The sequence below is a fragment of the Quadrisphaera sp. DSM 44207 genome, assembly GCF_900101335.1.
Lineage (GTDB): Bacteria > Actinomycetota > Actinomycetes > Actinomycetales > Quadrisphaeraceae > DSM-44207.
This window is the reverse complement of sequence record NZ_FNKA01000002.1, coordinates 640637-666687: the sequence shown is the minus strand read 5'-3', so window position 1 is coordinate 666687 and position 26051 is coordinate 640637. Positions and strand designations below refer to the sequence as shown.

The following is a 26051-nucleotide window of genomic DNA, read 5'->3' as shown; positions in this document are numbered from 1 at the left end:
CGCACCGCGCGGCGGCAGCACCGCGCACCGCACCCCGCAACGGAAGAGACCTCGTTGGCCCGATCCTCCGCGTCCCGCGCCCGCCGGACGCTCGCCTGGTTCGCCGCCCTGGTGGCGGCGACGACCGGTGGCCTGGCGGCCGCCGTGCAGTTCTCCGACGCCGAGTGGACGCCGGGCCTGGCGCTCGACCTCGCCGGGGGCACGCAGATCGTGCTCACCCCGGAGGTGACCGCCGGCGAGGGCGAGATCACCGACCAGACCATCGCCGACGCCATCGCGATCATCCGCCAGCGCGTGGACTCCTCCGGCGTCGCCGAGGCCGAGGTCACCAGCGAGGGCGGGCGCAACATCGTCGTGAGCCTGCCCGGAGACCCGGCCGAGCAGGCCGAGGCCCGGGCGCTGGTCGCCCAGGCCGCGCAGATGCGCTTCCGGCCGGTGATCGTCGAGCAGCCGGCCGACGCGGCGCCGGACCCGGCGGCCGAGGAGGCGGCGCCCGAGGTCCCCGAGACGCCGGCGGTCGAGCCGCCCGCCGAGAGCGCGCCGGCCCAGACCGCCCCGGCGGAGGAGACGGCAGCCGAGGAGACGGCGAACAGCGCGCTGCCGCAGGCGCTGCTGGGCACCGGCGCCGAGACCCCGGCGGCCGAGACCCCGGCGGCCGAGACTCCGGCGGCTGAGATTCCCGCTGCTGAGGCTCCCGCCGACCCGGCGGCCCCCGCGGCCCCCGCCGCGCCCGCCGACCCCAGCGACCTGGCGTGGGTGACCCCGGAGGTGCTGACCCAGCTCGACGCCCTCGACTGCTCCGACCCCACCGCCATCGGCACGAGCCTCGAGGACGACCCGACCCGGCCGATCGTCACCTGCAGCGACGACGGCGCGGCCAAGTACGTCCTCGGCCCCGTCGAGGTCGAGGGCACCGACATCGACACCGCCAGCGCGGGCCTGGAGACCACCGCCCAGGGCGCGACGACGAACAACTGGATCGTCCAGCTCGACCTCAGCGAGGAGGGCGGCGACGCCTTCCTCGACGCCACGAGCCGCCTGTCGACGCTGGAGCCGCCGCGCGACCGCTTCGCCGTCGTCCTCGACGGGGTCGTCATCACCAGCCCGTCGGTGGACAGCCCCATCCCCGGCGGCCAGGCGCAGATCAGCGGCGGCTTCACGCAGGAGAGCGCGACCACGCTGGCCAACCAGCTGCAGTTCGGCGCCCTGCCGATCTCCTTCACGGTGCAGACGGAGGAGCAGATCTCCGCGGTGCTCGGCTCCGAGCAGCTGCAGCGCGGCATCCTCGCCGGCCTGATCGGCCTCGTGCTGGTCGTCGTGTACTCCCTGGCGCAGTACCGCGCGCTCGGGCTGGTCACCGTCGCGAGCCTGGTCGTGGCCGCGGGCCTGAGCTACACCGCGATCACCCTGCTCAGCTGGTACCAGGGCTACCGGCTCAGCCTCGCGGGCGTCGCCGGCTTCATCGTCTCGATCGGCATCACCGCCGACTCGTTCATCGTCTTCTTCGAGCGGGTGCGCGACGAGGTGCGCGAGGGCCGCTCCCTCGTCGCCGCGGTCGAGACCGGCTGGGCGCGGGCGCGCCGGACGATCATCATCTCCGACGCCGTCAACTTCCTCGCGGCGGCCGTGCTGTACGTCCTCGCCGTCGGCGGCGTGCGCGGCTTCGCGTTCACCCTCGGCCTGACCACGCTCATCGACCTGCTCGTCGTCCTGCTCTTCACGCACCCGGTGGTCGCGCTGCTGGCGCGCACGAAGTTCTTCGGGGGCGGCCACCGCCTCTCCGGCTTCGACGCCGAGCACCTCGGGCGCACCGTCGCCTACGCCGGCCGCGGCCGGGTGCGCACCCCCGCCGAGCGCGGGGCCCGCCAGACCATCGCCGAGCGCCGCGCCGCCGAGCGGGCCGCGCGAGGAGCGCCGCACGAGGACGGTCAGCCCGACCCGCAGGTCGACGGCCGGCCCGGGCGCAGCGCAGCCGAGCACGCCACCGCCGGGGCCCACCCGGCCCGCCCGTCCCAGGAGCGCTGACCGTGCCCGACTTCGCCGCCTTCGGCAACGACCTCTACACCGGCAAGCGCTCCTTCGACTTCGTCGGCACGCGCAGGCGCTGGTACGCCGTCGCCGCGGTGCTCGTGCTGGCGTCGGTGGTGCTGCTGCTGACCCGGGGCCTGAACCCGGGCATCGAGTTCCGCGGCGGCTCGGAGTTCCGGGTCAGCGGCGTGAGCACCACGGACGGCGCGCCCGGCACCGACGCCGTCGTGTCCGTCGTCCCGGAGGCCGAGCCGCCCCGCACGTCGTCCATCGGCGACGACGCGGTGCGCATCCAGACCGAGCGCCTCGACGCCGACGAGACCGAGGAGGTCTCCACCGCCCTCGCGCAGGCCTACGGCGTGGAGCCGTCGGCGGTCACCTCCTCGTTCGTGGGGCCCACGTGGGGCCAGGACGTCACGGACAAGGCGGTCCGGGGCCTGGTCATCTTCCTGCTCCTCGCCGGCGCGGTGCTGGCGGTCTACTTCCGCACCTGGAAGATGGCCGTGACCGCCATGGTCGCCCTCGTGCACGACGTGGTGCTGACCGCGGGCGTGTACTCCCTCAGCGGCTTCGAGGTCACCCCCGCCACCGTGGTCGGCTTCCTGACGATCCTCGGCTACTCCCTCTACGACACCGTCGTCGTCTTCGACAAGGTGCGCGAGAACACCCAGCACGTCCTCACCGGCACCCGCCGCACCTACGCCGAGGCCGTCAACCTCGCCGTCAACCAGACCTTGGTGCGCTCCATCAACACCTCGGTCGTGGCGCTGCTGCCGATCGCCTCGATCCTGTTCATCGGCGCCTTCGTCCTCGGAGCGGGCACGCTGCGCGACATCGCCCTGTCGCTGTTCGTCGGCATCCTCGCCGGCGCCTACTCCTCGATCTTCCTGGCCCCGCCGCTGTTCGCGCAGCTGATGGAGCGCGAGCCGCGCATCGCCGAGCACGCCCGGCGCGTGCGCGAGCTGCGCGCCTCCGGCGGCCAGCGCCGCCCCCGCGCGGGCCGCCAGGCGGGTGCCCCGGCCGGTGCGGCGGCGTCGGGCAGCACGCCCTCGCGCGCGGCGACCGCCGTGCTCGAGCGCGTGGACGGCCCCGAGGACGGCGTCGAGGACGGCGTCGCGGACGGCGTCGCGGGCGGCGGGGTGGATGCGGACGGCGCCGGCCCGGTGCTGCGCCGCTCCTCGGGCGGGCAGCGCAGCCAGCCCGTGCGCCGGCCCGGAGGACGGCGCCGGTGACGGCGCCCGCCGCCCGCGCCGGCGACGGCGTCCCCGTCGACGTCGAGGTGCTGCGGCGCCACCTGCGGGAGGTGCCCGACTTCCCGCGGCCCGGCGTCCGCTTCGCCGACATCACCCCGCTGCTGGCCGACGCGTCGGCGCTGGCGGCCACCGTCGAGGCGCTCGCGGGGACGGTCCCGCCCGGCGGCGTGGACGTCGTCGCCGGCGTCGAGGCCCGCGGGTTCCTGCTCGGCACGCCCCTGGCCCTGGCCCTGGGGGCGGGGTTCGTGCCGGTGCGCAAGGCCGGCAAGCTGCCCCGGCGCACCGCGTCCCGCCGCTACGCCCTGGAGTACGGCGAGGCGGAGCTGCAGGTGCACGAGGACGCCGTGCGGCCCGGTCAGCGGGTCCTCGTGGTCGACGACGTCCTCGCCACGGGCGGGACGGCGGAGGCGGCGGCCGGCCTCGTGGAGCAGCTGGGCGGCCGGGTGGTCGGGCTGCGCTTCCTCGTCGAGCTCGCCGGCCTCGGGGGCCGCCGGGCCCTGGCGGGGCGAGACGTCGTGGCGGTGCTGCAGCACAGGGCGTAGTGTCACGCTAGGTAGCTCGATCTGACGCAGCGGAGGGCGGAGGGGTCCGTCCGGGCCACGGCCGTCGCGCACGCGCGCGCCGTCGATCATCGCCTGCATGGATCGCCCCCATCTCGGGTAGGACACGGCCGCACCCGAGACGGAGGTACACCCATGACGACATCTGCATCGCACCCGGTGGGCGGGGGCGGGGCGGCCGGAGGTTCCGGCTCCGGCTCCGGCACCGCCGGGGCGGCCAAGGACCAGGCCCGCCAGACCGCGAGCACCGCCGCCGACCAGGCGCGGTCGGTCGCGGGCACCGCCGCCGACCAGGCCCGCTCTGTGGCCGGCACCGCCAAGGAGGAGGCGTCCCACGTCGCCGGCGAGGCGAAGGCGCAGGCGCGCAACCTGCTCGGCGAGCTGAGCAGCCAGGTCAGCGACCAGTCCCGCACGCAGCGCGACCGCCTCGTCGGCCTGCTGCGCGACCTCGGCGACGAGCTGCAGGAGATGGCGGACAGCAGCACCCGCCAGGGGCCGGCGACGGACCTGGTCCGCCAGGTCGCCACGCGCACCCGCACGGTGGGCAGCTCCCTGCAGGACCGCGAGCCGGCCGAGCTGCTCGACCAGCTGCGCCGCACGGCCCGACGCCGCCCCGGCGCCTTCCTGCTGGGTGCCGCCGCCGCGGGCCTGGTCGCCGGCCGCCTGACGCGGGCCACCCGCGAGGCCCACAAGCCCGACACCGACGCGCGCGGCGTCCAGGGCCGGACGACCTACCCGGTCGGCACCGGCTACGGCGCGCCGACCTCCGCTGCGGGGAGGTACGCGGGCCAGGGCGGCCACGGCGCTCCCGGTGCGTCCACCACGGCGCCCATCACCCCCGCCACCGGCGGCTACGCCCCCGGTGGCGACGTCCTCCCGCCGACGACGGGCGGTCTGCGGTGAGCCACCCCGCTGCGCAGCCCCTGAGGACCCACGAGGAGGCCCCCACCCGCAGCATCGGGGAGATCGTCGGTGACATCGCCGGCGGCCTGAGCACCCTCGTGCGCCAGGAGATCGCCCTGGCCAAGACGGAGCTGAAGGAGGAGGCCGGCAAGGCCGGCAAGGGCGTGGGCATGCTCGCCGGCGCTGGCCTGGCCGGTTGGTTCACCCTCCTCTTCCTCTCCTGGGTGCTCATCTTCGCCCTGGACTACCTGATGCCCATCGTGCTCGCGGCGCTGATCGTGACCGCGCTGTGGGGCATCGCCGCCGCCGTGCTGGCCTCCCGGGGCCGCAAGGAGCTGAAGCGGGTCGACCCGAAGCTCGACCTGACCGCCAAGACCCTGAAGGAGGACGCGGAATGGCTGAAGACGCGCAGCGCCTGACGCACGAGATCGAGGACACCCGCCGCAACCTGTCCCGCGACGTCGACGAGCTGACCGACAAGGTCAGCCCCTCCCGCGTGGTGCAGCGCAAGACGCAGGGCGCGAAGAACGCCGTCGCCAGCGTGCGCGACCGCGTCATGGGCACGGCCTCGGAGGCCGCCGACACGGTGCGCCACAGTCTGCACTCGGTCGGGGACAGCGCCTCCGGCACGGGCCAGTCCGTCGCCGGCACCGTCTCCGGTGCGGGGCAGACCGTCGCCGAGACCGCCAGCGACGCCGCCACCACGGTGCGCCGCAAGGCGGAGGGCAACCCCCTGGTCGCCGGCCTCCTCGCCTTCGGCGTGGGCTGGCTCGTCTCCTCCCTCATCCCGACCACGGAGAAGGAGGAGCGCCTGGCCGCCCGCGCCGTCGACGCGGCCAAGGAGCACGCCCAGCCCCTGGCCGAGCAGGCCAAGCAGGTGGGCCAGCAGGTCGGCTCCCAGCTGAAGGAGCAGGCCACCGAGGCCGCCCAGCAGGTCAGGGCCACCGCCCAGGAGGCCGCCCAGAACGTGACCGAGCAGGGTCGCTCCTCGGCGCAGACCGTGGCGGAGGAGGGCCGCTCGTCCGCGGGCACCGTGGCCGACCAGGCCCGGTCCTCCAGCTCCGCGGTGGCCGACCAGGCCCGCTCCGGCGGGCCCGGCCGCTCCGGCGGTCCCGGTGGCTCGGGTGGCTCCGGCAGGTCCGGCGGCGGCAACCGGCGCTGACGCACCGGCCGCACCAGCGGCCGCACCGCAGGAGGGGACGGCGCCACGTGGCGCCGTCCCCTCCTGCGGTCCCACTCCCGCCCCGGTCCTCCTCGCCGGTCCTGCGCGCTGGTCCTGCGCGCTGGTCCTCTCGCCGATCCTCCGCGCGGCCGCCCCGGCGGCCGGCCGGCCCGCCGTAGACTGGGTGCTCCGGGCCCGGGCGGGAGCCGGAGCTGGGAGGTCGGCATGAGCGACGAGACAGCCACCGGTGCGCCCGGCGCCGCCACCGGTGTCGCCCCCGCTCCCGAGACCGTTCCCGGAGCCCGCTCCGAGGCCCGTCCCGAAGCCCGTCCCGACGCCGCCCCCCAGCCCCCTGCCTCCCCGGCCGCCGGCGAGGCGCCGGGCACGAGCATCCGCCGCCGCCTCGCGCGCCTGGGGACCCGCCAGAGCACGTCGTCGGCCGCCATCGAGCCGCTGATCAGCTCCGTGCGCTCCAACCACCCCAAGGCCGACGCGTCCCTGATCGAGCGGGCCTACGTCGTCGCCGAGCGCGCCCACCGGGGCCAGCGCCGCAAGAGCGGCGACCCGTACATCACCCACCCGGTCGCGGTGGCCACGATCCTGGCCGAGCTGGGCATGACGCCGCCGACGCTCGCGGCCGCGCTGCTGCACGACACCGTCGAGGACACCGGCTACGCGCTGGAGGACATCCGGCGCGAGTTCGGCGACGAGGTCGCCATGCTCGTCGACGGGGTGACGAAGCTCGACAAGGTCACCTACGGGGACGCCGCGCAGGCGGAGACCGTGCGCAAGATGGTCGTCGCCATGGCCAAGGACATCCGGGTCCTGGTGATCAAGCTGGCGGACCGGCTGCACAACGCCCGCACGTGGAAGTTCGTGCCCGCCGCCTCCGCGGAGCGCAAGGCCCGCGAGACCCTCGAGATCTACGCGCCGCTGGCCCACCGCCTCGGCATGAACACGATCAAGTGGGAGCTGGAAGACCTCTCCTTCGCCACCCTCTACCCGCGCATGCACGAGGAGGTCGTGCGCCTCGTGGCCGAGCGCGCGCCCGCGCGCGAGGAGTACCTGGCGACGGTGCGCGACCAGGTGACCAACGACCTGCGCGCCGCCAAGATCAAGGCGGTGGTCACGGGCCGGCCGAAGCACTACTACTCCGTGTACCAGAAGATGATCGTGCGCGGCCACGACTTCACGGACATCTACGACCTCGTGGGCCTGCGGGTCCTCGTCGACACGGTCCGCGACTGCTACGCCGTCCTGGGCGCGCTGCACGCGCGCTGGAACCCGGTGCCCGGCCGGTTCAAGGACTACATCGCGATGCCCAAGTTCAACATGTACCAGTCGCTGCACACGACGGTGATCGGGCCCGAGGGCAAGCCCGTGGAGATCCAGATCCGCACCCACGCGATGCACCGGCGCGCGGAGTACGGCGTCGCGGCGCACTGGAAGTACAAGGACGCCGCCGTGCGCGGCAGCGGCGACGGCTCCCTGGGGGACATGTCCTGGCTGCGCCAGCTCGTCGACTGGCAGCAGGAGACCCAGGACCCGGGCGAGTTCCTCGACAGCCTGCGCTTCGAGATCAACGCGCAGGAGGTCTTCGTCTTCACGCCCAAGGGCGAGGTGATCGGCCTGCCCGCGGGCGCCACGCCCGTGGACTTCGCCTACGCGGTGCACACCGAGGTCGGCCACCGCACGATGGGCGCCCGGGTCAACGGCCGCCTGGTGCCGCTGGAGTCCGCCCTCGACAACGGCGACGTCGTGGAGATCTTCACCTCCAAGGTCGAGGGCGCCGGCCCCAGCCGCGACTGGCTGACGTTCGTCAAGAGCCCGCGGGCCCGCAACAAGATCCGCCAGTGGTTCTCCAAGGAGCGCCGCGAGGAGGCCATCGAGCAGGGCAAGGACGCCATCGCCCGGGCGATGCGCAAGCAGCACCTGCCGATCCAGCGGCTGATGTCCCACGAGGCGCTCGTCGGGCTGGCCGCGGAGATGCGCTACGCCGACGTCTCCGCGCTGTACGCGGCGGTGGGGGAGAACCACGTCTCGGCGCAGTCCGTCGTCGAGCGGCTCGTCAGCGCCCTCGGCGGGGAGGAGGGCGCCCAGGAGGACCTGGCCGAGGCCACCCTGCCCACCCGCACGATGCGCCGTCCGCGCACCGGCGACCCCGGGGTCGTGGTCAAGGGCGCGGACGACGTGTGGGCCAAGCTCGCGCGCTGCTGCACGCCCGTGCCCGGGGACGCCATCATCGGCTTCGTCACGCGCGGGCAGGGCGTTTCGGTGCACCGGCAGGACTGCGGCAACGTGGCGGGGCTGCGCGCGCAGCCGGACCGCATCGTCGAGGTGGAGTGGGACCCGAGGTCGGCGAGCGTCTTCCTCGTGCAGATCCAGGTGGAGGCCCTCGACCGCTCCCGGCTGCTCTCCGACATCACGCGCGTGCTGTCGGACAGCCACGTCAACATCCTCTCGGCGACCGTGCACACCTCACGCGACCGCGTCGCGGTCTCCCGCTTCTCCTTCGAGATGGCCGACCCCACCCACCTCGACCACGTCCTCGCGGTGGTGCGCCGCGTCGACGGCGTCTTCGACGTCTACCGGCTGACGGGGAGCCGGCAGGGCTGAGCGCCCCGGCACCGCGCACGGCACCGGGGCGGCGGCCAGGGCCCGCGCCGCGGCGAGCACCTGGCGCCCGCGGCGCGTGCCGGGAGCGCGCGAGGGCCGGTCCAGGGCCGCCAGCACGGCGTCGGGGGAGCACCCGGCGCGCAGGGCGCGCACCACCAGGCCCACCGCCCGGCCCTCCGGGGCCCACCGGGCGGCGTCCGCGGCGGCGCGCGCCAGCACCGCGACGGCGAGGGCGCCGTGCCGCGCCACCTCCTCCGGGGCGATGAGCGCCCCGCGCAGCCGGGCGCCCGGCCGCACGAGGCGCGAGCCGCCGACGGCGCCCGGCGGCAGCAGGACGTCGACGACCGGGCAGCGCTCCAGCAGGCCGTGCACCCACAGCGCCGCCGCGGAGGTCACCACCCCGCCGGCGGGCACCACGTGCGCCAGCGCCGCCGCCCGGGCGGCCGGCACGTCGGCGAGGTCGGCGGGCAGCAGCACGCCGCCCGCGACCGGGACCAGCAGCCCCTCCGCCACCATGGCGTCGAGAACCGCCCGCGGGGCGTCGCGGCCGGTGACGAACGGGTCCGTGGCGGTGCGCGCGGGCTCGCGCACGAGCAGCCAGCGCAGCGAGGGGGTGACCACCCGCCCAGGATGCTGCACGCCGCCGCCCGGGCCCGTCGCCGCGGCCCGGCTGTGGACGGCCGCTCGTGTGGTCCCGCGCGAGCGGGGGTAGGAGCCGGTCATGAGGACGGACCGCACGCTGGGACTGCTGCGCCAGGGCTACCCGTGGGCCGGGAGGCTGCGCGCGGGGCGGGTCGCCGTCCCGGCGCGGGTCTTCGGGCGGTCGGCCGCCGTGGTCGGCGGCGCGGAGGGCGTGCGGCGCTTCTACGACGGGTCCCTGCGGCGGCGCCGCGCGGTCCCGCTGCCGCTCAAGCTCGTCCTGTTCGGCCCGGACGCCGTCCACGGCCTCGACGACGCCGAGCACCACCACCGCAAGGCGCTGCTGCTGCGGGTGCTCGCACCCGAGCCGGTGGCGCGGCTGGGCCGGCGCGCCGAGCGGGAGTGGTCCTCCGCCGCCCGCGGCTGGGCCGAGCGCGGCGGTGTCGTCCTCTTCGACGAGGCCGTGCACGTCATCGCCCGCTCCGTCGTACCGTGGGCGGGGGTGCCGCTCGCGCCCCGCCAGCTCGAGCGCCGCGCCCGGCAGATGGCCACCGTGGTCGACGGCTTCGGCAAGCCGGGGCCGGCGTTCCCCCGCGCCGCCGTGCAGCGGTGGCTCCTGGACCGCTGGGCGGCCGGCCTGGTGCGGCGCACCCGGCGCGGCCGCCTGGCGCCGCCGCCGGGCACCGCCCTGCACGAGCTGGCCTCGGGGCGCGACCGGCGCGGCCGCCTGCTGCCGGCGCGCACCGCCGGCGTGGAGCTGCTCAACGTCCTGCGCCCCACGGTGGCCGTCTCCTGGTTCGTCGCCTTCGCCGCCGTGGCGCTGCACGAGCACCCGCAGTGGCGCCGGCGCATCGCGGACGGCGACGAGGCGGCGCTGGAGGCGTTCGCTCAGGAGGTGCGGCGCCGCTACCCGTTCGTGCCCGCCCTGGCTGCCCGCGCCCGCCACGCCCAGGACGTGCTCGGCGTGCGCGTGCCCCGCGGCGGCTACGTGGTCCTCGACGTGCACGGCACCGACCACGACCCCGCGCACTGGCCCGACCCCGACCGCTTCGACCCCGAGCGCTTCCTCACCGGGCGCGTGGACCCGGACGCGCTCGTGCCGCAGGGCGGCGGGGACGTCGCGACCGGGCACCGGTGCCCCGGCGAGGGCGCGACGGTGGCGGTGCTCTCGGCCGCCGTGCGGGTGCTGGCCCGCACGCCGCACGCGCTGCCCGAGCAGGACCTCACGGTCGACCTGTCGGTCATGCCCACCCGGCCGCGCAGCGGGGTGCGGCTCGTCGCCGAGCGCGCGACCGCCTGAGCCGGACCCACCCGCGACCCCCGGGCCGGCCGGGCCGGCCGGGCCGGCCGGGTCAGCGAGGTCAGCCGGAGAACTCCTGCGCGGTGCGCCGCGCCGCCTCGAGCCACTGGCGGCGGGCCTCCAGGGAGGCCGTGGCCTGCTGCTCGGCGCGAGCGTCCCCGCGGGTGCGGGCGTCGGCGACGTCCCGCTCGAGGTCGGCCACGACGCGCTCGAGCTGCTCGACGGCGCCCTGCGCGCGGGCGCGGGTCTCGGGGTTGGAGCGCTGCCACCGCTCGCGGTCGGCGTCGGCCACCGCCTGCTCCACGGCGCGCATGCGCCGCTCGACGCGGCCGAGGTCCGCCCGCGGCACCTTCCCGGCCGCCTCCCAGCGCTCCTGGATCTCGCGCAGCGCGGCGCGCGCGGCGCGGGGGTCCTGCACGGGCAGCAGGGCCTCGGCCTCGGCGAGCAGCGCCTCCTTGGCCTTGAGGTTCTCTCCCTGCTCCGCGTCGCCCTCGGCCTGGGCGGCGTTGCGGGCGCTGAAGAAGGCGTCCTGCGCGGCCCGGAAGCGGGCCCACAGCGCGTCGTCGTCCTTGCGGGAGGCGCGCCCGGCGGCGCGCCAGCGGTCCATCAGGCGCCGGTAGGCCGTCGACGTCGACCCCCAGTCGGTGGACGTCGACAGTGCCTCGGCCTCGGCCACGAGCGCCTCCTTGGCGGCGCGCGCGGCGGAGTTGGCGTCCTCCAGGGAGGAGAACCAGGCACGGCGAGCGCGGTCGAAGGCCGTGCGGGCGGCGCTGAACCGCTTCCACAGCTCCTCCTCGCTGCGCCGGTCCAGGCGTGCGCCGGAGCGCTGCTGCTCCTTCCACGCCTCCAGCAGCTGGCGCAGCCGGTCGCCGCTGGGGCGCCACTGCATCTTCGCGGGGTCCGTCGCGGCGATCCGCTCGGCCTCCTCGACGATGCCGCTGCGCTGGGCCCGCGCGGCCTCCCGGGCGGCCTCGCGGGCGGCGTCCGCCTCGGCCCGCCGTTGGGCGGCGACCTGCTCGAGGTCGCGGGTGCGCTGGGCGAGCCCGTCGAGGTCCCCGACGGCGGCCGCGTCGGCCAGACCGGCCCGCAGGCCCCGCAGGGTGCCGACCGCGTCGGCGGGGGAGACGTCCGTGGCGGCCAGGCGCTGCTCGACGAGGTCGACCTGCGCGACGAGGTCGTCGTAGCGGCGCCCGAAGTGCGCCAGGGCCTCCTGCGCGCTCGCGCCGGGGAAGGAGCCCACGGCGCGCTCGCCCTCGCCGGTGCGCACGAAGACCGTGCCGTCCTCGGCGACGCGCCCCCACGGGGTGGGGTCGCTCGCGGCGCGCACGGCGACGGGCGCCTGCGCCGGGGCCGCCGCGCCCTCTGGCGCGGGACGCGCGGGAGCGGGCCTGGGCAGCGGGCGCGGCACGGGACGCGGCCGCGGCGCCGGGCGCGGAGCGGGCGCCGCGGCCGCGGAGGCCGGCTCGCTCGGGGCCTCGGTCGGGACCTCCGGCTCGACGGGCACCTCGGCGGGGGTGGCCGGCTCGGCGGGAGCAGCGACCTCGGCGACCTCGGCCAGGGCCTCGGCGGAGAGCTCGGCAGGGATCTCGGCAGCGGCCTCGGCAGGGGCCTCCGGCTCCTGCTCGGCTCGGGGGGTGGTCGGCTGCTCGCTCACTGGACGGTCACCTGCTCGATGCTGATCGGGGTCGTGGGGGCGCCGTCACCCGGGCCGTTGCTGCCGTCGTCGCCGGCGGCGGCCACCCGCTCGACGACGTCGAGGCCGCTGGTCACGCGACCGAAGACCGTGTAGCCGCCCGCGGCGTCGCTGGGGATGGCGGAGTCCTCGTAGACGACGAAGAACTGGCTGCCCATGCTCTGCGCGTCCCCGCCGCGGCGGGCCATCGCCAGCGTCCCGGCCGGGTAGACGTCGTCCGCGGGGGCGTTCTCGACCGGCCCGAAGGTGTAGCCGGGGCCGCCGGTGCCCGTGCCCGTGGGGTCGCCGCACTGCAGCACGGAGATGCCCTGGGTGGTGAGGCGGTGGCACGGCGTGCCGGCGAAGAAGTCCTGCTGGGCGAGGGTGACGAACGAGGCGACGGCGGCGGGGGCGGCGGCGCCGTCGAGCTCGGCGACGACGTCCCCGCAGGAGGTCGCGATCGTCGCCGTCCAGGTGCGCCCCTGCGCCGCCGAGGGGTCGGGCGCGGCGTCGAGCTGCACCGGCTCCGCCGGCGGCGCGGACGTCGGCGCCGGGCACGCGTCGACCGGCGGGGCGCTGGACGCCGCGGCCTGCGAGGCGCCGGCGGCGCTCGTCGCCGGGTCTCCGGAGCCGCCGGTGCCGATGGCGACGGCGGCCGCGAACAGGGCCACGACGAGGACGGCGGCACCGACCAGGCGGGCGATCGAGCGCCGGCGGGAGCGCTGCACCTCGCGGGTGTCCTGGCGCTGCTGCCACTCGGCGTGGCGGCGTCGCGCGTACTCGCGCTCGCGCTTGCTCGGCGACACCCGTCCTCCTCCTCGGCTCCCCCCGTGGAGCGCGCGCCAGCATACGGGCGCCGCCTGCGGGGCAGGCACGGCTAGGCTCCCGGGGTGCTGGTCAGCGGGATCCCGGACTCCGTCGTGGGCACGAACTGCTGGGTCCTCGCTCCCGCCGCGGGCGAGGAGTGCCTCGTCGTCGACCCCGGCTTCGACGTCGTCGACCGGCTCGACGCGGTGCTGGCCGAGCACCGCCTGCGCCCGGCCGCCGTGCTGCTGACCCACGGCCACGCCGACCACGTGTGGTCCGTCGCGCCCGTGTGCGGCGCGCGCGGCGTGCCCGCCCTCGTGCACGCCGACGACGCGCACCGCCTCGGCGACCCCCTCGCCGGGCTGGGCCCGCAGCTGCGGGCGATGCTGCAGGCGCGCTTCGGCGACGCCGCGCGCTGGAGCGAGCCGGACGACGTGCGCACCCTCGCCGACCGCCAGCACCTGGAGCTGGCGGGCCTGGGCCTGGAGGTGCTGCACGCGCCCGGGCACACCGAGGGCTCGGCCGTCTTCGTCCTCGACGACGTGCCCGAGGAGGTCTCCGGCGCCGCGGGCCCGGGGCAGCGCGCCGCGCTGACGTCGACCGTGCTCAGCGGGGACGTGCTGTTCGCCGGCAGCATCGGGCGCACCGACCTGCCCGGGGGCGACCCGGGGGCGATGCAGCGCTCGCTGCGCGACGTCGTCCTGCCGATGCCGGACGACCGGCTCGTGCTGCCCGGGCACGGCGGCGCGACCACCATCGCGCAGGAGCGCAGCGCCAACCCGTACCTGCGCCAGCTGTCCTGACGAACGACCTGGAGACCCGCTCGATGCCCCGTCCCGCGCCCCTGTCCGGCTTCCCCGAGCTGCTGCCCGCCCAGCGGGTCGTCGAGCAGCACGTGCTGGACTCCCTGCGCGCCACGTTCGAGCTGCACGGGTTCGCGTCGGTGGAGACCCGGGCCGTCGAGCCGCTGTCGGTGCTGCTGCGCAAGGGCGAGATCGACAAGGAGGTCTACGTCGTCCGGCGCCTGCACGCCGACCCCGACCAGGGCCCGGCCGGTGCTGGCGACGAGGACGCCCTGGCGCTGCACTTCGACCTCACCGTGCCGTTCGCGCGCTACGTGGTGGAGAACGCGGGCCACCTGGCGTTCCCCTTCCGCCGCTACCAGGTGCAGAAGGTCTGGCGCGGGGAGCGGCCGCAGGAGGGCCGCTACCGGGAGTTCGTGCAGGCCGACATCGACGTCGTCGGGCAGGACGTGCTCGCGCCCCACCACGACGCGGAGATGGCGCGCGTGATGGCCGCCGCCCTCGCCCGCCTGCCGCTGCCGCCCGTGCGGCTGCAGGTGAACAACCGCAAGCTCATCGAGGGCTTCTACCGCGGCCTGGGCGTGGGCGAGGGCCCCGGCGCGGAGGAGGACGGCGGCGCCGGTGCCGTCGCGGCCGTGATGCGGGCCGTGGACAAGCTGGAGAAGGTCGGGCGCGACGGCGTGGCCGCGCAGCTGCGCGAGGCCGGGCTGTCCGAGCAGCAGGCCGCCGCGTGCCTGGACCTCGCCTCGACCACCGCGGAGGACGCCTCGGTCGCCGACCGCGTCGCCGGCCTCGGGGTGCGCCACCCGCTGCTCGAGGAGGGTGTCGCGGAGCTCGTCGCCGTCCTGGAGGGCACCGCGGACCTGCGCAGCGACCGCGTGCGCGTCGTCGCCGACCTCTCGGTCGCCCGCGGACTCGACTACTACACCGGCACGGTCTACGAGACCCGCATGAGCGGCTACGAGTCCCTCGGCTCCATCTGCTCCGGCGGCCGCTACGACGCCCTCGCCTCCGACGGGCGGCACACCTACCCCGGCGTCGGCATCTCCCTCGGCGTCACGCGCGCCCTGGCCCCGCTGCTGGCCCGCGGCGCGCTCACCGCCAGCCGCCCGACGCCCACCGCGGTCGTCGTGGCCGTCGTCGACGAGGCCCGGCGCGCCGCCTCGGACGCCGTGGCGGCGGCCCTGCGCGCCCGCGGGGTCGCGACCGAGGTCTCCCCGAGCGCGGCCAAGCTCGGCCGGCAGATCCGCTACGCGGACCGGCGCTCCATCCCCTTCGTGTGGTTCCCCGGCGAGGACGGCGACCACGAGGTCAAGGACATCCGCTCGGGCGAGCAGGTGCCCGCCGACCCCGCCACGTGGAGCCCGCCCGAGCAGGACCTGCGGCCCGCCGTCGCGACGAGCTGGTGAGCGCGGCCGCTGCCGTCGCCGCTGCCGTCGACGCGGCCGCCGCCGTCGGGCGCCGGCTCGGCCTGCCGGACGGCGAGGCGGTGCTCCTGCACCAGGGCGCCAACGCGGTCGTGCACCTGTCGCCCTCGCCGGTGGTCGCACGCGTCGCCCTCATGACGGCGCGCGCCCGCCCCCGCCCCGCGGAGGCCCTCGCGCGCGAGGTGCTCCTCGCCGGGTGGCTCGCCGAGCGCGGGGCCGCCGTCGTCCCGCCCACGCAGGTCGTCGACGCCGGCCCGCACGAGCACGACGGCTGGGCGATGTCCCTGTGGCCGCACCTAGCCGTGCCCGCCGACGGCAGCGGGCACCCCTTCGACGCCCCCGAGGCGGTCGCGGCGGCCCTCGCCGCCCTGCACGACGCGCTGGCCGGCTTCGGGCAGGAGCTGCCTGGGCTCGAGGAGTCCGTGGGCGACGCCGCCCGGTGCCTGGAGGTCGCGGGCGGCTGGCTGCCCCCACCGCTGCTGGGCGCGCTGCTGGAGGGCGCGCGCGACGCCGCGGAGACGGCGTCGCAGGTGGACGTCGCGACCCCGGGCCGTCGCGCGCTGCACGGGGACCCGCACCCGCGCAACCTGCTGCTGGTGGGGGGAGCGGCCCTGTGGTGCGACCTCGAGGACACCCTCGCCGGGCCCGTCGAGTGGGACCTCGCGGTGATGGGCCGCAGCCAGCGCCACGACGGCGCGGCGGCCGTGCGCGCGTACGCGGCGGCGACCGGGACGGCGCCGGACGCCGACCTGCTCGCGGCGCTCAATGCCCTGCGCTGGTGGCAGGTGCAGTGCTGGTGGGTGCTTTACGCGTCGGTGCGCGAGGGGGACCGGCCGGACGCCCTCGCGAGCGTCGCGGCGTGGGCCTCGGCCAGGAGCGGGTCGCCGCGGGCCTGAGAGTCGCCGAGGGACGGTTGGAGAGGCTGTGCCTGACGGCGCGTCGAAGCGCCTGCGAGGTTCCAGGTCGCTCCCGTGCCCCGTGGTGATGCCGAGGGGGCCCTCGCACCAGTACGGCAAGGGCCCCCACGGCAGGTGGTCAACTGTGGAAGTCGACTGGTTCGGCCCGCGTCTGTTCGTGCTGCCTCCACCAGCTCCACGCATGGATCAGACCCAGCATCACGATCACCCCCACCATGGCGACGACAGCTGTGACCAGGGGTGGACGTATGATGATCAGGACGATCAGTGCCGCAAGGGTCCCAGTGACGTCGGCCTTCCAGGGCGAGCGCCCGTAGCTGCTCAACATGGTCTCACTTCCCGTCAGGAGCTGTGGCAGGTCGGGCTCGTGCTGTAACGCCGCCATCCTGCGACGACAGGAATCGGATGGCTGAACCTGATCTCCATGCACTTGTTCTCCGCCTTCGCGGCAGAGAAGGCGTTGTTCAGCGAGTTCCCGACCGCCCCGATGGCCCCTGCGCACGCTCCTGCGAGGAACCAGTTGAGCAGTCGGCCGCATGTTGCCGCTGCCAGCGATCCTACGAATGTGACTGTGTTTTGGCCGGCCTGGGTGCGCACCTCAGCACGAGAGTACCGCACGTAGATATAGATGCCGATGGAAATTCGCGGGTCGACGGTGATCGGGAAGGCGGCCCCCGCGGTGTCCACGGACTGCACCAGCTTGTCACCGTCGTAGGCGAAACTGGTCGTCAACGCTCTTCCGTTGGCATCGATGGCCCATGGTGCTTGCACCTGGCCCACCACGATGTCCTCGTCCACGACCACCTCGAAGCCCTGCCCCGACCTGGACAGCGTCGTACCGGGAGGAAGATCCAGGTCGAACGTGGCGCGTGACTCGCCGGAGCGCAGGAGACTGATCACCTGCGCCCCGTCGGGATGCTCCACGACCACAGAGTCAGCCGGGTCACCGGCGGCGAGACTGACCGCTGCGCCCGCAGGGGCTGTGATGCGAGCGGACGCCTCTGCGTGATCCGTCTCGACCGTGACATCGGTGTCGACCGACTTGATCGGAAACTTCTTCTCCGCGACCGCTGTCGCCTTCTCGATCTGCTTGAGCGTTGTGTCGTCGGGCTCAGCGGCGGCCCCGGGGGCCAAGGCCACGCCGGATGCCACCATCGCCATCAAGGACGTTGCTAGAACACCCTTACGGATGAAGTCCTTCACCGGGATTCCCCTCGTCGAACGGCCACGTTGCCGTGAGTGGACCCTTCCACCGGGATCTCGCGGCGTCAAGCGGTTCGTGGATGCAGAGCCGTCACCTCATAAGAGGCACAGGTCGATGGTCGATCGAGCCCATCGCTGTTACCACAGCGTAGGTAAAAATATCAATGACGAATCAGTGAGATGTGCCGGGGCCCGATCCCAACAGTCGGCGGCGTGGCTGATCCGCATCGTTCCAGCGAACCTGGCCCGGCGGATCAACCGAAGCGAACGGTTCCGCGACGTCCGGACTACTCGCTGTACCGCGCCACCTACGTGACGTAACAGCATGCGCGCCGTCCGTACAGTGGGCCGGTGCAGACGCTCGCCGCGGCCGTGGCGCACCGCCCGCTCGTCCTCGACGGGGGCCTGGGCACGCAGCTGGAGGCGCACGGGCACGACCTGTCCTCGCACCTGTGGTCCGCGCGGCTGCTCCTGGAGGACCCGGAGGCCGTCGTCGCCGCGCACCGCGACTTCCTCGCCGCGGGCGCGGAGGTGCTCATCACCAGCTCCTACCAGGTCTCCTACGACGGGCTCGCGGCGGTCGGGGTCGGGCCGGAGGAGGTCGACGTCCTGCTGCGCCGCAGCGTCGAGCTCGCGCGCCGGGCCGTCGCGGAGCACGCCGGGGCCAGCGGGGACGAGCGGCCGCGGTGGGTCGCGGCGTCGGTCGGCCCCTGGGGCGCGGCGCGCGGGGACGGCTCGGAGTACCGCGGCGACACCGCGCTGTCGGTGCGGCAGCTGCGCGCGTGGCACCGGCGGCGCCTGCAGGTGCTCGCGGCGGCGGGCGCCGACGTCCTGGCCTTGGAGACGGTGCCCGGCGCGGCGGAGGCCGAGGCGCTGCTCGCGGAGCTGGCCGACCTCGAGGGCGCGAGCAGCAGCGGCCCCGCGGCGTGGCTGTCGCTGACGTGCGCCGGCGGTCGCACCCGGGCGGGGGAGGCGGCGGCCGACGCGTTCGCGCTGGCGCGCGGGGTGCCCGGGGTCCTCGCGGTCGGGGTCAACTGCTGCGAGCCGCAGGACGCCGCCGCGCTGGTGCCGGTCGCGGTCGCGGCGTGCGACCTGCCGGCCGTGGTCTACCCCAACAGCGGGGAGGTCTGGGACGCGCGGGCGCGGCGCTGGCGCGGTGCGGCGGCGCCCGTGGCGGACGGCGTGGACACCTGGGTCGCCCACGACGCGCGGCTGGTGGGCGGGTGCTGCCGCGTCGGCCCGGACCAGGTCGCTGGGATCGCCGCCCGGGTGGCTCCGGCGTAGGGTCGCTGGGCGTGGAGCAGAGGACCCTCGGCCGCACGGGCCGCGCCGTCAGCGTCGTCGGACTGGGCTGCTGGCAGCTGGGGGGTGACTGGGGCGAGGTCTCCGAGGACGACGCCCTGGCCACCCTGCACGCCGCGGTGGAGGCGGGGGTCACCCTGCTGGACACCGCGGACGTGTACGGCGACGGCCGCAGCGAGCAGCTGATCGCGCGGTTCCTGCGCGACCTGCCGGAGGCGGACCGCCCGTTCGTCGCCACGAAGGCCGGGCGCCGCGCCGACCCGCACGTGCCCGAGCAGTACACGGCGCAGAACCTGCGCGCGTGGGTCGACCGCAGCCGGCGCAACCTCGGCGCGCAGACCCTGGACCTGGTGCAGCTGCACTGCCCGCCCACGCCCGTCTACGGCGCGGACGCCGTCTTCGACGCCCTCGACCAGCTGGTCGCCGACGGCGCGGTCGCCGCCTACGGGGTCTCGGTGGAGACCGTCGAGGAGGCGCTGACGGCCATCGCCCGGCCCGGGGTGGCGAGCGTGCAGATCATCCTCAACGCGTTCCGGCGCAAGCCGCTGGAGCGGGTGCTCCCGGCGGCGCGGGAGGCCGGGGTGGGGATCCTGGCGCGGGTGCCGCTGGCGAGCGGGCTGCTGACGGGCACGTACGACGAGGGCACGACCTTCGCGGCGGACGACCACCGCAGCTACAACCGCCACGGCGAGGCGTTCGACGTGGGCGAGACCTTCGCCGGCGTCCCCTACGAGGTCGGGGTGGCCGCGGCGAAGGAGGTCGCCGCCCTGGCCGCCGAGCAGGACGTGCCGACGTCCGCGCTGGCCCTGCGGTGGATCCTCGACCAGCCGGGCGTGACCTCCGTGATCCCGGGGGCGCGCAACCCGCGGCAGGCGCGGGCGAACGCCGCCGCGGCCGACCTGGCGCCGCTGGGCGCCGACGTCCTCGCGCAGCTGGAGCGCGTCTACGACCAGAGCGTCCGCGAGCACGTGCACGACCGCTGGTGAGCGGGCAGGGCGTGCGGTCCCGCCGTCCCCCGCGCGGCGGGACCGCACACCCGGCCGGGGGCGTCAGCCCCAGACCTCCTCGGCGACCTGCACGACCTGGCGCAGCTTCGCCCACTGCTGCTCCTGCGTGAGGTCGTTGCCCTCCTCGGTGGAGGAGAAGCCGCACTGCGTGCCGAGCGCCAGCTGCTCGACCGGCGCGTAGCGGGCGGCCTCCTCGATCCGGCGCAGCAGGGCGTCGCGGCCCTCCAGCCGCGGCGTCTTGGTCGTGACGAACCCGAGGACGACGCGCTTGCCGGGCGGCAGGAGGCGCAGCACGTCGAGGGAGCCGGAGCGGGCGTCGTCGAACTCGAGGACGTACCCGTCGACGTCGAGGGTGTTGAACAGCGCGTCGGCGACCACGTCGTACCCGCCCGACAGCGCCCAGGCGGAGCGGAAGTTGCCGCGGCACAGGTGCGTGGCCACCGTCAGGCCCTCGGGGCGCCCGGCCAGGGCGGCGTTGAACTGGGCGATGAAGCCGCCCAGCAGCTCCTCGCCGCGCCCGCGGTACTGCTCGTCGCCGAAGAAGGTCAGGCTCACGTCGTCGACCTGCAGGTAGGTCAGCCCGGCGGCGTGCACGCGCCGCACCTGCTCGGCGTAGGCGGCGGCGACGTCGGCGCGCAGCTGCTCCTCGTCGTCGTAGACGTCCTCGTACCGCAGCGGCGCGAACGCGTTGTGGACGTGGTTGGGCGAGGGGATCGTCAGCTTCGGCGTCGCGCCGGTGCCGGCCTCGGCCACGGCCCGCTGCAGGAAGGCGAGGTGGTCGGCGAAGACGGTCTCCGCCAGGTGCACCCGCCCGCTGGCGCGCGCCGACGTCAGGGGGACGTCGATGCGCTGGCCGTCCTGGCCGACGAAGGGGACCGAGAACGCCTGGTCCGGCTCGATCCCGCCCAGGGAGAAGACGAAGTCCTCGTGCCAGTAGTGGCGGCGCAGCTCCCCGTCCGTGGCCACGCGCAGGCCGACCTCGCCCTGGCGGCGCACGACCTCGCGCACGGCCTCGTCCTCGACGGCGCGCAGCTCCTCGGCGCCGATCCGCCCGGCGGCCGCGCGGGCGCGCGCCTCGCGAACGGCGGGCGGGCGCAGGAGGCTGCCCACGTGGTCGGCCGGGAACGGTGGCACGTGCGCGGTCGAGGTCGCGCCGGCGACGGTCGTGGGGGTGAGCCGGTCGGTGGTGCTCGTGCTCATGGCGTGCTCCTCGTGCGGAACGCCGCGCAGGCGGCGTCGACGACACGGCCGACGGGCGTCGTCCGCGCTTGACGCGCCCAGCCGGTGCCGGGTCGCGCCCCGGTCATCACCCGGGGCACCCCGCCGCGGAGGAGGGTTGCCGGCCAGCCACCCGGGGGTTCGCGCTGGCGCTCGTGACCTGGGACCGACGCTAGCGCCGGCCACTACGATCTGTCGACGTCCCCGCGCCGGACCTGGACCCCGGCGCGCTGCATCCCCCCGGAAGGACCACCGCGTGCTCCGCACCCACGAGGCCGGCACCCTGCGCGCCGACCACGACGGCCGCAGCGTCACCCTCGCCGGGTGGGTGGCGCGGCGCCGGGACCACGGCGGCGTGGCGTTCGTGGACCTGCGCGACGCCTCGGGCGTCGTCCAGGTCGTCGTCCGCGACGAGGTGCTGGAGTCCTCCGGCGCGCACGGGCTGCGCAACGAGTACTGCGTCCAGGTCGTCGGGGCGGTGCGCCTGCGCCCGGTCGGCAACGAGAACCCGGCGCTGCCCACCGGCGAGGTGGAGGTGGACGCCGCGCAGCTGGTCGTGCTGTCCGAGTCCGCGCCGCTGCCCTTCCCGATCGAGGCGGCCGGTGAGCAGGGCGAGCGCGCGCCGGGGGAGGAGGTGCGGCTGCGCTACCGCTACCTGGACCTGCGCCGTCCCGGGCCCGCCGCCGCGATCCGGCTGCGCAGCGACGTCAACCGCGCCGCCCGCGAGGTGCTCGCCTCCCACCGGTTCGTGGAGGTGGAGACCCCCACGCTGACGCGCTCGACGCCCGAGGGCGCGCGCGACTTCCTCGTGCCGGCGCGCCTGGCGCCGGGCTCCTGGTACGCGCTGCCGCAGAGCCCGCAGCTGTTCAAGCAGCTGCTCATGGTCGCCGGCCTGGAGCGGTACTTCCAGATCGCGCGGTGCTACCGCGACGAGGACTTCCGCGCCGACCGGCAGCCGGAGTTCACCCAGCTCGACGTGGAGATGAGCTTCGTCGGCCAGGACGACGTGATCGCCCTCGCCGAGGAGGTCCTCGTGGCGCTGTGGGCGCTGGTCGGCCACACCCTCGACACCCCGATCCCGCGCCTGACGTACGCCGAGGCCATGGCCCGCTACGGCTCCGACAAGCCCGACCTGCGCTTCGGCGTCGAGCTGGTGGAGTGCACCGGCTACTTCGCCAACACCCCGTTCCGGGTCTTCCAGGCGCCCTACGTCGGCGCGGTGGTGATGCCGGGCGGGGCGAGCCAGCCGCGCAAGCAGCTCGACGCCTGGCAGGAGTGGGCCAAGCAGCGCGGGCACCGCGGCCTGGCCTACGTGCTCGTCGGGGAGGACGGCGCGCTGTCCGGTCCCGTGGCCAAGAACCTCTCGCCGGCCGAGCGCGAGGGCCTGGCCCAGCACGTGGGCGCCGTCCCGGGGGACTGCGTCTTCTTCGCCGCCGGCCCGCGCTCGTCCGCCCGCGCGCTGCTGGGGGCGGCGCGCCTGGAGATCGGCCGGCGCTGCGACCTGATCGACCCCACCGCGTGGCAGTTCGTGTGGGTCGTCGACGCGCCGCTGTTCGAGCGCGCCGACGAGAGCGACGACGTCGCGGTCGGCACCGGCACGTGGACGGCGGTGCACCACGCGTTCACCTCGCCCAAGCCGGAGTCGACGGGCACCTTCGACACCGACCCCGAGCACGCCCTCGCCCACGCCTACGACATCGTCTGCAACGGCAACGAGATCGGCGGCGGCTCGATCCGCATCCACGACCGCGCCGTGCAGGAGCGGGTCTTCGCCGTGTTGGGCCTGTCGCAGGCCGAGGCGCGGGAGAAGTTCGGCTTCCTGCTCGACGCCTTCTCCTACGGCGCCCCGCCGCACGGCGGCATCGCGTTCGGCTGGGACAGGATCACGGCGCTGCTGGCGGGCGCGGACTCCATCCGCGAGGTGATCGCCTTCCCCAAGTCCGGCGGCGGCTACGACCCGCTGACCGGTGCGCCGGCGCCGATCACCGGGCAGCAGCGCGCCGAGGCCGGGGTGGACGCCGTCCCGGGCGCCGTCCCGGCGCGCGGCCCGAGGCCGGGTGGTGCGGGCGGGACGGGTGGTTCGGGTGGTGCGGGTGGTCCGGAGCAGCCGGTCGCCGCGAGCGCCCCAGCCTCGACCTGACCGGCCCCACCCTCCTCGTCGTGATCTTGCAGTTCCGGACCGCGGTCGGTCCGGAACTGCAAGATCACGACGAGAGGATGGAGGAGGGCACGACGACGGGGCGTCAGCGGCGGCTGAAGGCCCTCGCGCCGGCGCCGAGCGCGGTGGCCGCGGCCAGCCCGGCGGTCCCGGCGAGCGCCCAGCGCCCCGCCGCGCGCCGCGCCGTGCCGCGGGGGGCGACGTCGTCCACGACGTCCTTGACCCGGTCGCTGACCGACAGCCCCAGCGCCGCCAGGGCGTTCCACGGCGGGCGCCGGGAGATCTTCGGGTGGGGGCGCGTCGGGGACGCCTCGCGCGACGCCTCCCACGCGTCGCCGATGGCCCGCAGCTCGTCTGCGCTGACCCGCTGCTGCAGCCGGGGCAGCAGCACGTCCTCCTCGTGGCGGGCGTCGTCGTCGATCGCGGCGAACACCCGCCGGGCCAGCCCCTCGTAGCGGGGCGAGCGGGGATCGGCGTCCTGCAGCTGGGTCAGCAGGTCGTTGATCTCCTGGTGGTCGCCCTCGATGTGGGCGGTCAGCTCGTCGCCGTCCGGGCCGGGGAAGGAGCGGCGGTAGGCCGGGAAGAGGACGGTCTCCTCGGCGAAGGCGTGCCGCAGGGCCCGCTCGGCGAGCTCGGCCATGATCCGCCCGCGGGCGTCCGGGTCGCTCTCGGCGTCGAACGCCCGGCGGAAGCGGTGGAAGTCGACGTGGTCCGCCTGCTGGCGCGCCAGGATGCTGCGCGGGCCGCCCTGCTCGTCCTGGGACTGCTCGGCGACCGAGCGCAGGCCGCCCTGCGGTGCTGGTGACATGCCCCGGCCCTACCCGCACCCCGGCCCGGGCACGCGCGCGCCCGGGCCGGGGTGCGGGTAGGATCACGCGGTCAGCGCGCGCGGGCGCGGCTGACCGGCGCTCAGCCGGCCCGGCGGCGCGAGGCGCGCGAGCGCAGGTAGTCGCCGACGACGAACTCGCCGAGCCGGTCCGGCGACGGCGCGAAGACCCGGCCCCCGTTGCGGCGCGCGATCGCGTCGACGAAGCGGCGCAGCCCCGGGTCCTCCCCGAGCACGAACGTGTTGACGGCGACGCGCGAGCGCGTCATCGCGTCGACCTCCGTCAGGGTGCGCCGCAGCGTCTCCGGCGTCGTCGGCCAGTCGAAGAACGCGCCGCCGTCGTCCTCCAGGTGCGCGGTGGGCTCGCCGTCGGTGACCACGAGCACCACGGGCTCCGAGGACGGGTGGCGCCCGACGTGGCGGCGCGCCAGGGCCAGGGCGTGCTGGAGGTTCGTGCCCTGCATCCACGCCGGCTCGACGGCGGCGAGCTCGGCGGTGGTCAGGGTGCGGGCGACCCGGTCGAAGCCGATGACCTGCAGCGCGTCCTGCGGGTAGCGCGTGGCGACCAGGTGGGCGAGGGCCAGGGCGGTCTGCTTCATGGCCGCCCACCGGCCCTCGGCGTACATCGACCACGACAGGTCCACGCACAGCGCGACGGCGGCCGAGCCGCGCCGCTCGGTCTCGACGACGGCGAAGTCCTCGGCGCCCAGGCGCACGCCCCGGTCGGCGCGGGCGGCGTCCAGGCCACCGGCGGCCGCGGTGCGCAGCACGGCCCGCCGGGCCGTCGCGACGGCGTCGACGGGCTGCTCGTCGCCGAAGCGCCACTCGCGGGAGGTGCCGGTCGGCTCCCCGGCCGTGCCCGCCGCGCGCTCGTCGTGGTCGCCGCGGCGGGTGGAGCGCAGGTCGGCGAAGACCCGGCCCAGCGCGCTCTGGCCGAGGCGGCGCATCGCCTTGGGCGTCAGCGCCAGGTGCCCGGACGACGCGCCCGACAGCCAGCCCTGGCGGCGCAGCTCGCGCTCGAGCTCCTTCAGGGCCTCGACGTCGGCGGCCGCGCCGGGCCCGAGCTGCCGCTCGACGGCCTCGACGTCGACGTCGTCCAGCGTCGAGCCGGGACCGTCCTGCGCGAGCTGGTCCGCGAGGGCGTCGAGGTCGGCCAGCTCGGACAGCGCGCCGGTGCCCTCGTCGAAGCCCATCGGCTCCTCGCCGGTGAAGCGCTCCCGGCGGCCGGGCCCGAAGGCGCCCGGACGCAGGTCCTGCAGGTGCTGCTGCAGCGCCGCCATCTCCGCGCCCAGGTCGGCGTCCGCCAGCGCCGCCCGGATCAGCGCCGCGAGCTCCCGGCGCTGATCGGCGCTCATCGAGCGCAGCAGCCGCTGGGCGGCCGCGGCGCGCTGGGCCAGGGCGTCGAGCAGCTCGTCGACGTCGCGGGGCTGCTCGGGGAAGGCGTCGCCGTGCTTCGCCATGAACCGCTCGAAGTCCTCGGGCGCGTCCTGTCCGCGCGCGTGCTTCGCCAGCAGCGCGTTGAGGTCGCCGAGCAGCTCCTTGACGTCCTCGGACGCCGCACCGCCCCGCTGCCCCTCGCCGCCCTCGCCCGCCTCGGCCTCGCCGCCCCGGCCCTGCTGACCCCGCTGACCCTGCTGGCCGCCCTGGCCCTGCTGGCCCAGGCCCGGCAGGTGCGCGCGCAGCACCTGCTCGCGCAGCGCGTCGAGCACCCGCTGGTACGCCGCGCGCGCCTCCTGCGACTGCCAGTCGTAGGAGGCGAGCTCCTGCACGGCGCCCGCGGTGCTGCGCGGCAGCCCCTCCAGCAGCGACTCGCGGGCACGGGCGTCGTCGGCGGCCTCCTGGCCGGTGCTGTCCGGGGTGCGCTCCGCGAGCTCCTCCCGCTCGGCGGCGAGGGCGGCGTCCAGCTGCTCGCGGGCCTGCCGCAGGGGGCCGGCGAGGTCCCCGGAGCGGCGCAGCTGCTCGCGGCGGCGCCGCACGCGCTCGGCGAGGTCGTCCAGGCCCCCGCGCCGCCGCCCCTCCGGGCCCTGGCGCAGCAGGTCGCGCAGGGCGTCGGAGGCGCTGCGGCCCTCCATCACCGAGCGCCCGAGGGCGTCGACGGCCGCGCGCACGTCGTAGGGCGGCGCGAGCGGGTCCTCGCCCCCGCTCCACGCCCCGTACCGGAAGCCGCGCCCGGGACCCCGGCCGGGCCGGCCCGCCCTGCCCCCGGCCCTGTCCTCGGCCCTGTCCTCGGCCCTGTCGTCCGCCACGACG

General features: G+C 76.2%; 20 protein-coding genes and 1 riboswitch. Of the genes, 14 read left to right on the top strand and 6 right to left on the bottom strand.

Annotated elements, in window-relative coordinates; genetic code table 11:
• The first annotated feature begins 54 nt into the window (after positions 1-54).
• From secD to BLS82_RS09210, 8 genes are all read left to right on the top strand, one after another.
• Complete coding sequence (gene secD, locus BLS82_RS09245; protein WP_092864357.1) at positions 55-2025, top strand: protein translocase subunit SecD; 1971 nt, start codon at positions 55-57, stop codon at positions 2023-2025.
• A 2-nt stretch (positions 2026-2027) separates the two neighbouring features.
• A complete protein-coding gene (gene secF / locus BLS82_RS09240) occupies positions 2028-3260 on the top strand; it encodes a protein translocase subunit SecF (RefSeq protein WP_092864354.1) in 1233 nt (410 codons plus the stop codon).
• Entirely contained in the window at positions 3257-3823 is a 567-nt protein-coding gene (locus tag BLS82_RS09235) for an adenine phosphoribosyltransferase (RefSeq protein ID WP_092864351.1), read from the top strand. Before secF ends, BLS82_RS09235 begins: the two co-directional genes overlap by 4 nt.
• A gap of 153 nt (positions 3824-3976) precedes the next feature.
• Positions 3977-4744: a hypothetical protein gene (locus BLS82_RS09230; protein WP_143028795.1), complete on the top strand. Its 768-nt coding sequence runs from the start codon at positions 3977-3979 to the stop codon at positions 4742-4744.
• The gene (locus tag BLS82_RS09225; protein ID WP_092864345.1) at positions 4741-5163 is read left to right on the top strand and encodes a phage holin family protein; all 423 of its coding nucleotides are present in this window, start codon (positions 4741-4743) and stop codon (positions 5161-5163) included. The genes BLS82_RS09230 and BLS82_RS09225 overlap by 4 nt, the downstream gene beginning before the upstream one ends.
• Complete coding sequence (locus BLS82_RS16610) at positions 5139-5906, top strand: DUF3618 domain-containing protein (RefSeq protein ID WP_143028794.1); 768 nt, start codon at positions 5139-5141, stop codon at positions 5904-5906. Before BLS82_RS09225 ends, BLS82_RS16610 begins: the two co-directional genes overlap by 25 nt.
• A gap of 225 nt (positions 5907-6131) precedes the next feature.
• Entirely contained in the window at positions 6132-8522 is a 2391-nt protein-coding gene (locus tag BLS82_RS09215; RefSeq protein ID WP_092864342.1) for a RelA/SpoT family protein, read from the top strand.
• 721 nt (positions 8523-9243) lie between these two features.
• Complete coding sequence (locus BLS82_RS09210; protein ID WP_092864339.1) at positions 9244-10461, top strand: cytochrome P450; 1218 nt, start codon at positions 9244-9246, stop codon at positions 10459-10461.
• A 61-nt stretch (positions 10462-10522) separates the two neighbouring features.
• Here the strand turns inward: BLS82_RS09210 and BLS82_RS09205 are convergent, their stop codons facing one another.
• A complete protein-coding gene (locus tag BLS82_RS09205) occupies positions 10523-12115 on the bottom strand; it encodes a DUF349 domain-containing protein (RefSeq protein ID WP_255378231.1) in 1593 nt (530 codons plus the stop codon).
• The gene (locus BLS82_RS09200; RefSeq protein ID WP_092864336.1) at positions 12112-12939 is read right to left on the bottom strand and encodes a peptidylprolyl isomerase; all 828 of its coding nucleotides are present in this window, start codon (positions 12937-12939) and stop codon (positions 12112-12114) included. Before BLS82_RS09200 ends, BLS82_RS09205 begins: the two co-directional genes overlap by 4 nt.
• 84 nt (positions 12940-13023) lie before the next feature.
• Between BLS82_RS09200 and BLS82_RS09195 the strand changes: the two genes are divergently transcribed.
• Genes BLS82_RS09195 through BLS82_RS09185 form a run of 3 tightly spaced genes read left to right on the top strand, consistent with a single transcriptional unit; the run spans position 13024 to position 16066 of the window.
• Positions 13024-13743, top strand: coding sequence for an MBL fold metallo-hydrolase (locus BLS82_RS09195; RefSeq protein ID WP_092864333.1), 720 nt, complete (start codon positions 13024-13026; stop codon positions 13741-13743).
• Between the two features lie 23 nt (positions 13744-13766).
• Positions 13767-15152 (top strand): histidine--tRNA ligase, encoded by a 1386-nt coding sequence (hisS, locus tag BLS82_RS09190; RefSeq protein WP_092864331.1) that lies wholly within the window; start codon positions 13767-13769, stop codon positions 15150-15152.
• On the top strand, positions 15149-16066 hold the full coding sequence (locus BLS82_RS09185; protein ID WP_176819013.1) for a phosphotransferase: 918 nt from the start codon (positions 15149-15151) through the stop codon (positions 16064-16066). The genes hisS and BLS82_RS09185 overlap by 4 nt, the downstream gene beginning before the upstream one ends.
• 363 nt (positions 16067-16429) lie before the next feature.
• Here BLS82_RS09185 and BLS82_RS09175 read toward each other — a convergent pair whose 3' ends face one another.
• Positions 16430-17290, bottom strand: a complete 861-nt coding sequence (locus tag BLS82_RS09175) for a hypothetical protein (RefSeq protein ID WP_092864322.1) — start codon at positions 17288-17290, stop codon at positions 16430-16432.
• 351 nt (positions 17291-17641) lie between these two features.
• On the opposite strand from BLS82_RS09175, the gene mmuM reads away from it, so the two are divergent.
• Positions 17642-18574: a homocysteine S-methyltransferase gene (gene mmuM, locus BLS82_RS09170; RefSeq protein WP_092864319.1), complete on the top strand. Its 933-nt coding sequence runs from the start codon at positions 17642-17644 to the stop codon at positions 18572-18574.
• Between the two features lie 11 nt (positions 18575-18585).
• Entirely contained in the window at positions 18586-19578 is a 993-nt protein-coding gene (locus BLS82_RS09165; protein WP_092864315.1) for an aldo/keto reductase, read from the top strand.
• A gap of 63 nt (positions 19579-19641) precedes the next feature.
• Here the strand turns inward: BLS82_RS09165 and BLS82_RS09160 are convergent, their stop codons facing one another.
• Positions 19642-20799: a 5-methyltetrahydropteroyltriglutamate--homocysteine S-methyltransferase gene (locus tag BLS82_RS09160; protein WP_092864312.1), complete on the bottom strand. Its 1158-nt coding sequence runs from the start codon at positions 20797-20799 to the stop codon at positions 19642-19644.
• Between the two features lie 59 nt (positions 20800-20858).
• A riboswitch (SAM riboswitch) is annotated at positions 20859-20978 on the bottom strand.
• A gap of 95 nt (positions 20979-21073) precedes the next feature.
• Here BLS82_RS09160 and aspS point away from each other — a divergent pair.
• On the top strand, positions 21074-22957 hold the full coding sequence (gene aspS / locus BLS82_RS09155) for an aspartate--tRNA ligase (protein ID WP_092864309.1): 1884 nt from the start codon (positions 21074-21076) through the stop codon (positions 22955-22957).
• A gap of 103 nt (positions 22958-23060) precedes the next feature.
• On the opposite strand, the gene BLS82_RS09150 is transcribed toward aspS, so the two are convergent.
• Both BLS82_RS09150 and BLS82_RS09145 read right to left on the bottom strand, forming a co-directional pair.
• The gene (locus BLS82_RS09150; protein ID WP_092864306.1) at positions 23061-23783 is read right to left on the bottom strand and encodes a hemerythrin domain-containing protein; all 723 of its coding nucleotides are present in this window, start codon (positions 23781-23783) and stop codon (positions 23061-23063) included.
• Positions 23784-23884: 101 nt separating this feature from the next.
• Positions 23885-26047 carry a vWA domain-containing protein gene (locus tag BLS82_RS09145; protein WP_218123749.1) on the bottom strand — a complete coding sequence of 721 codons (2163 nt, stop codon included), beginning with the start codon at positions 26045-26047 and terminating at the stop codon, positions 23885-23887.
• Positions 26048-26051: the final 4 nt, after the last annotated feature.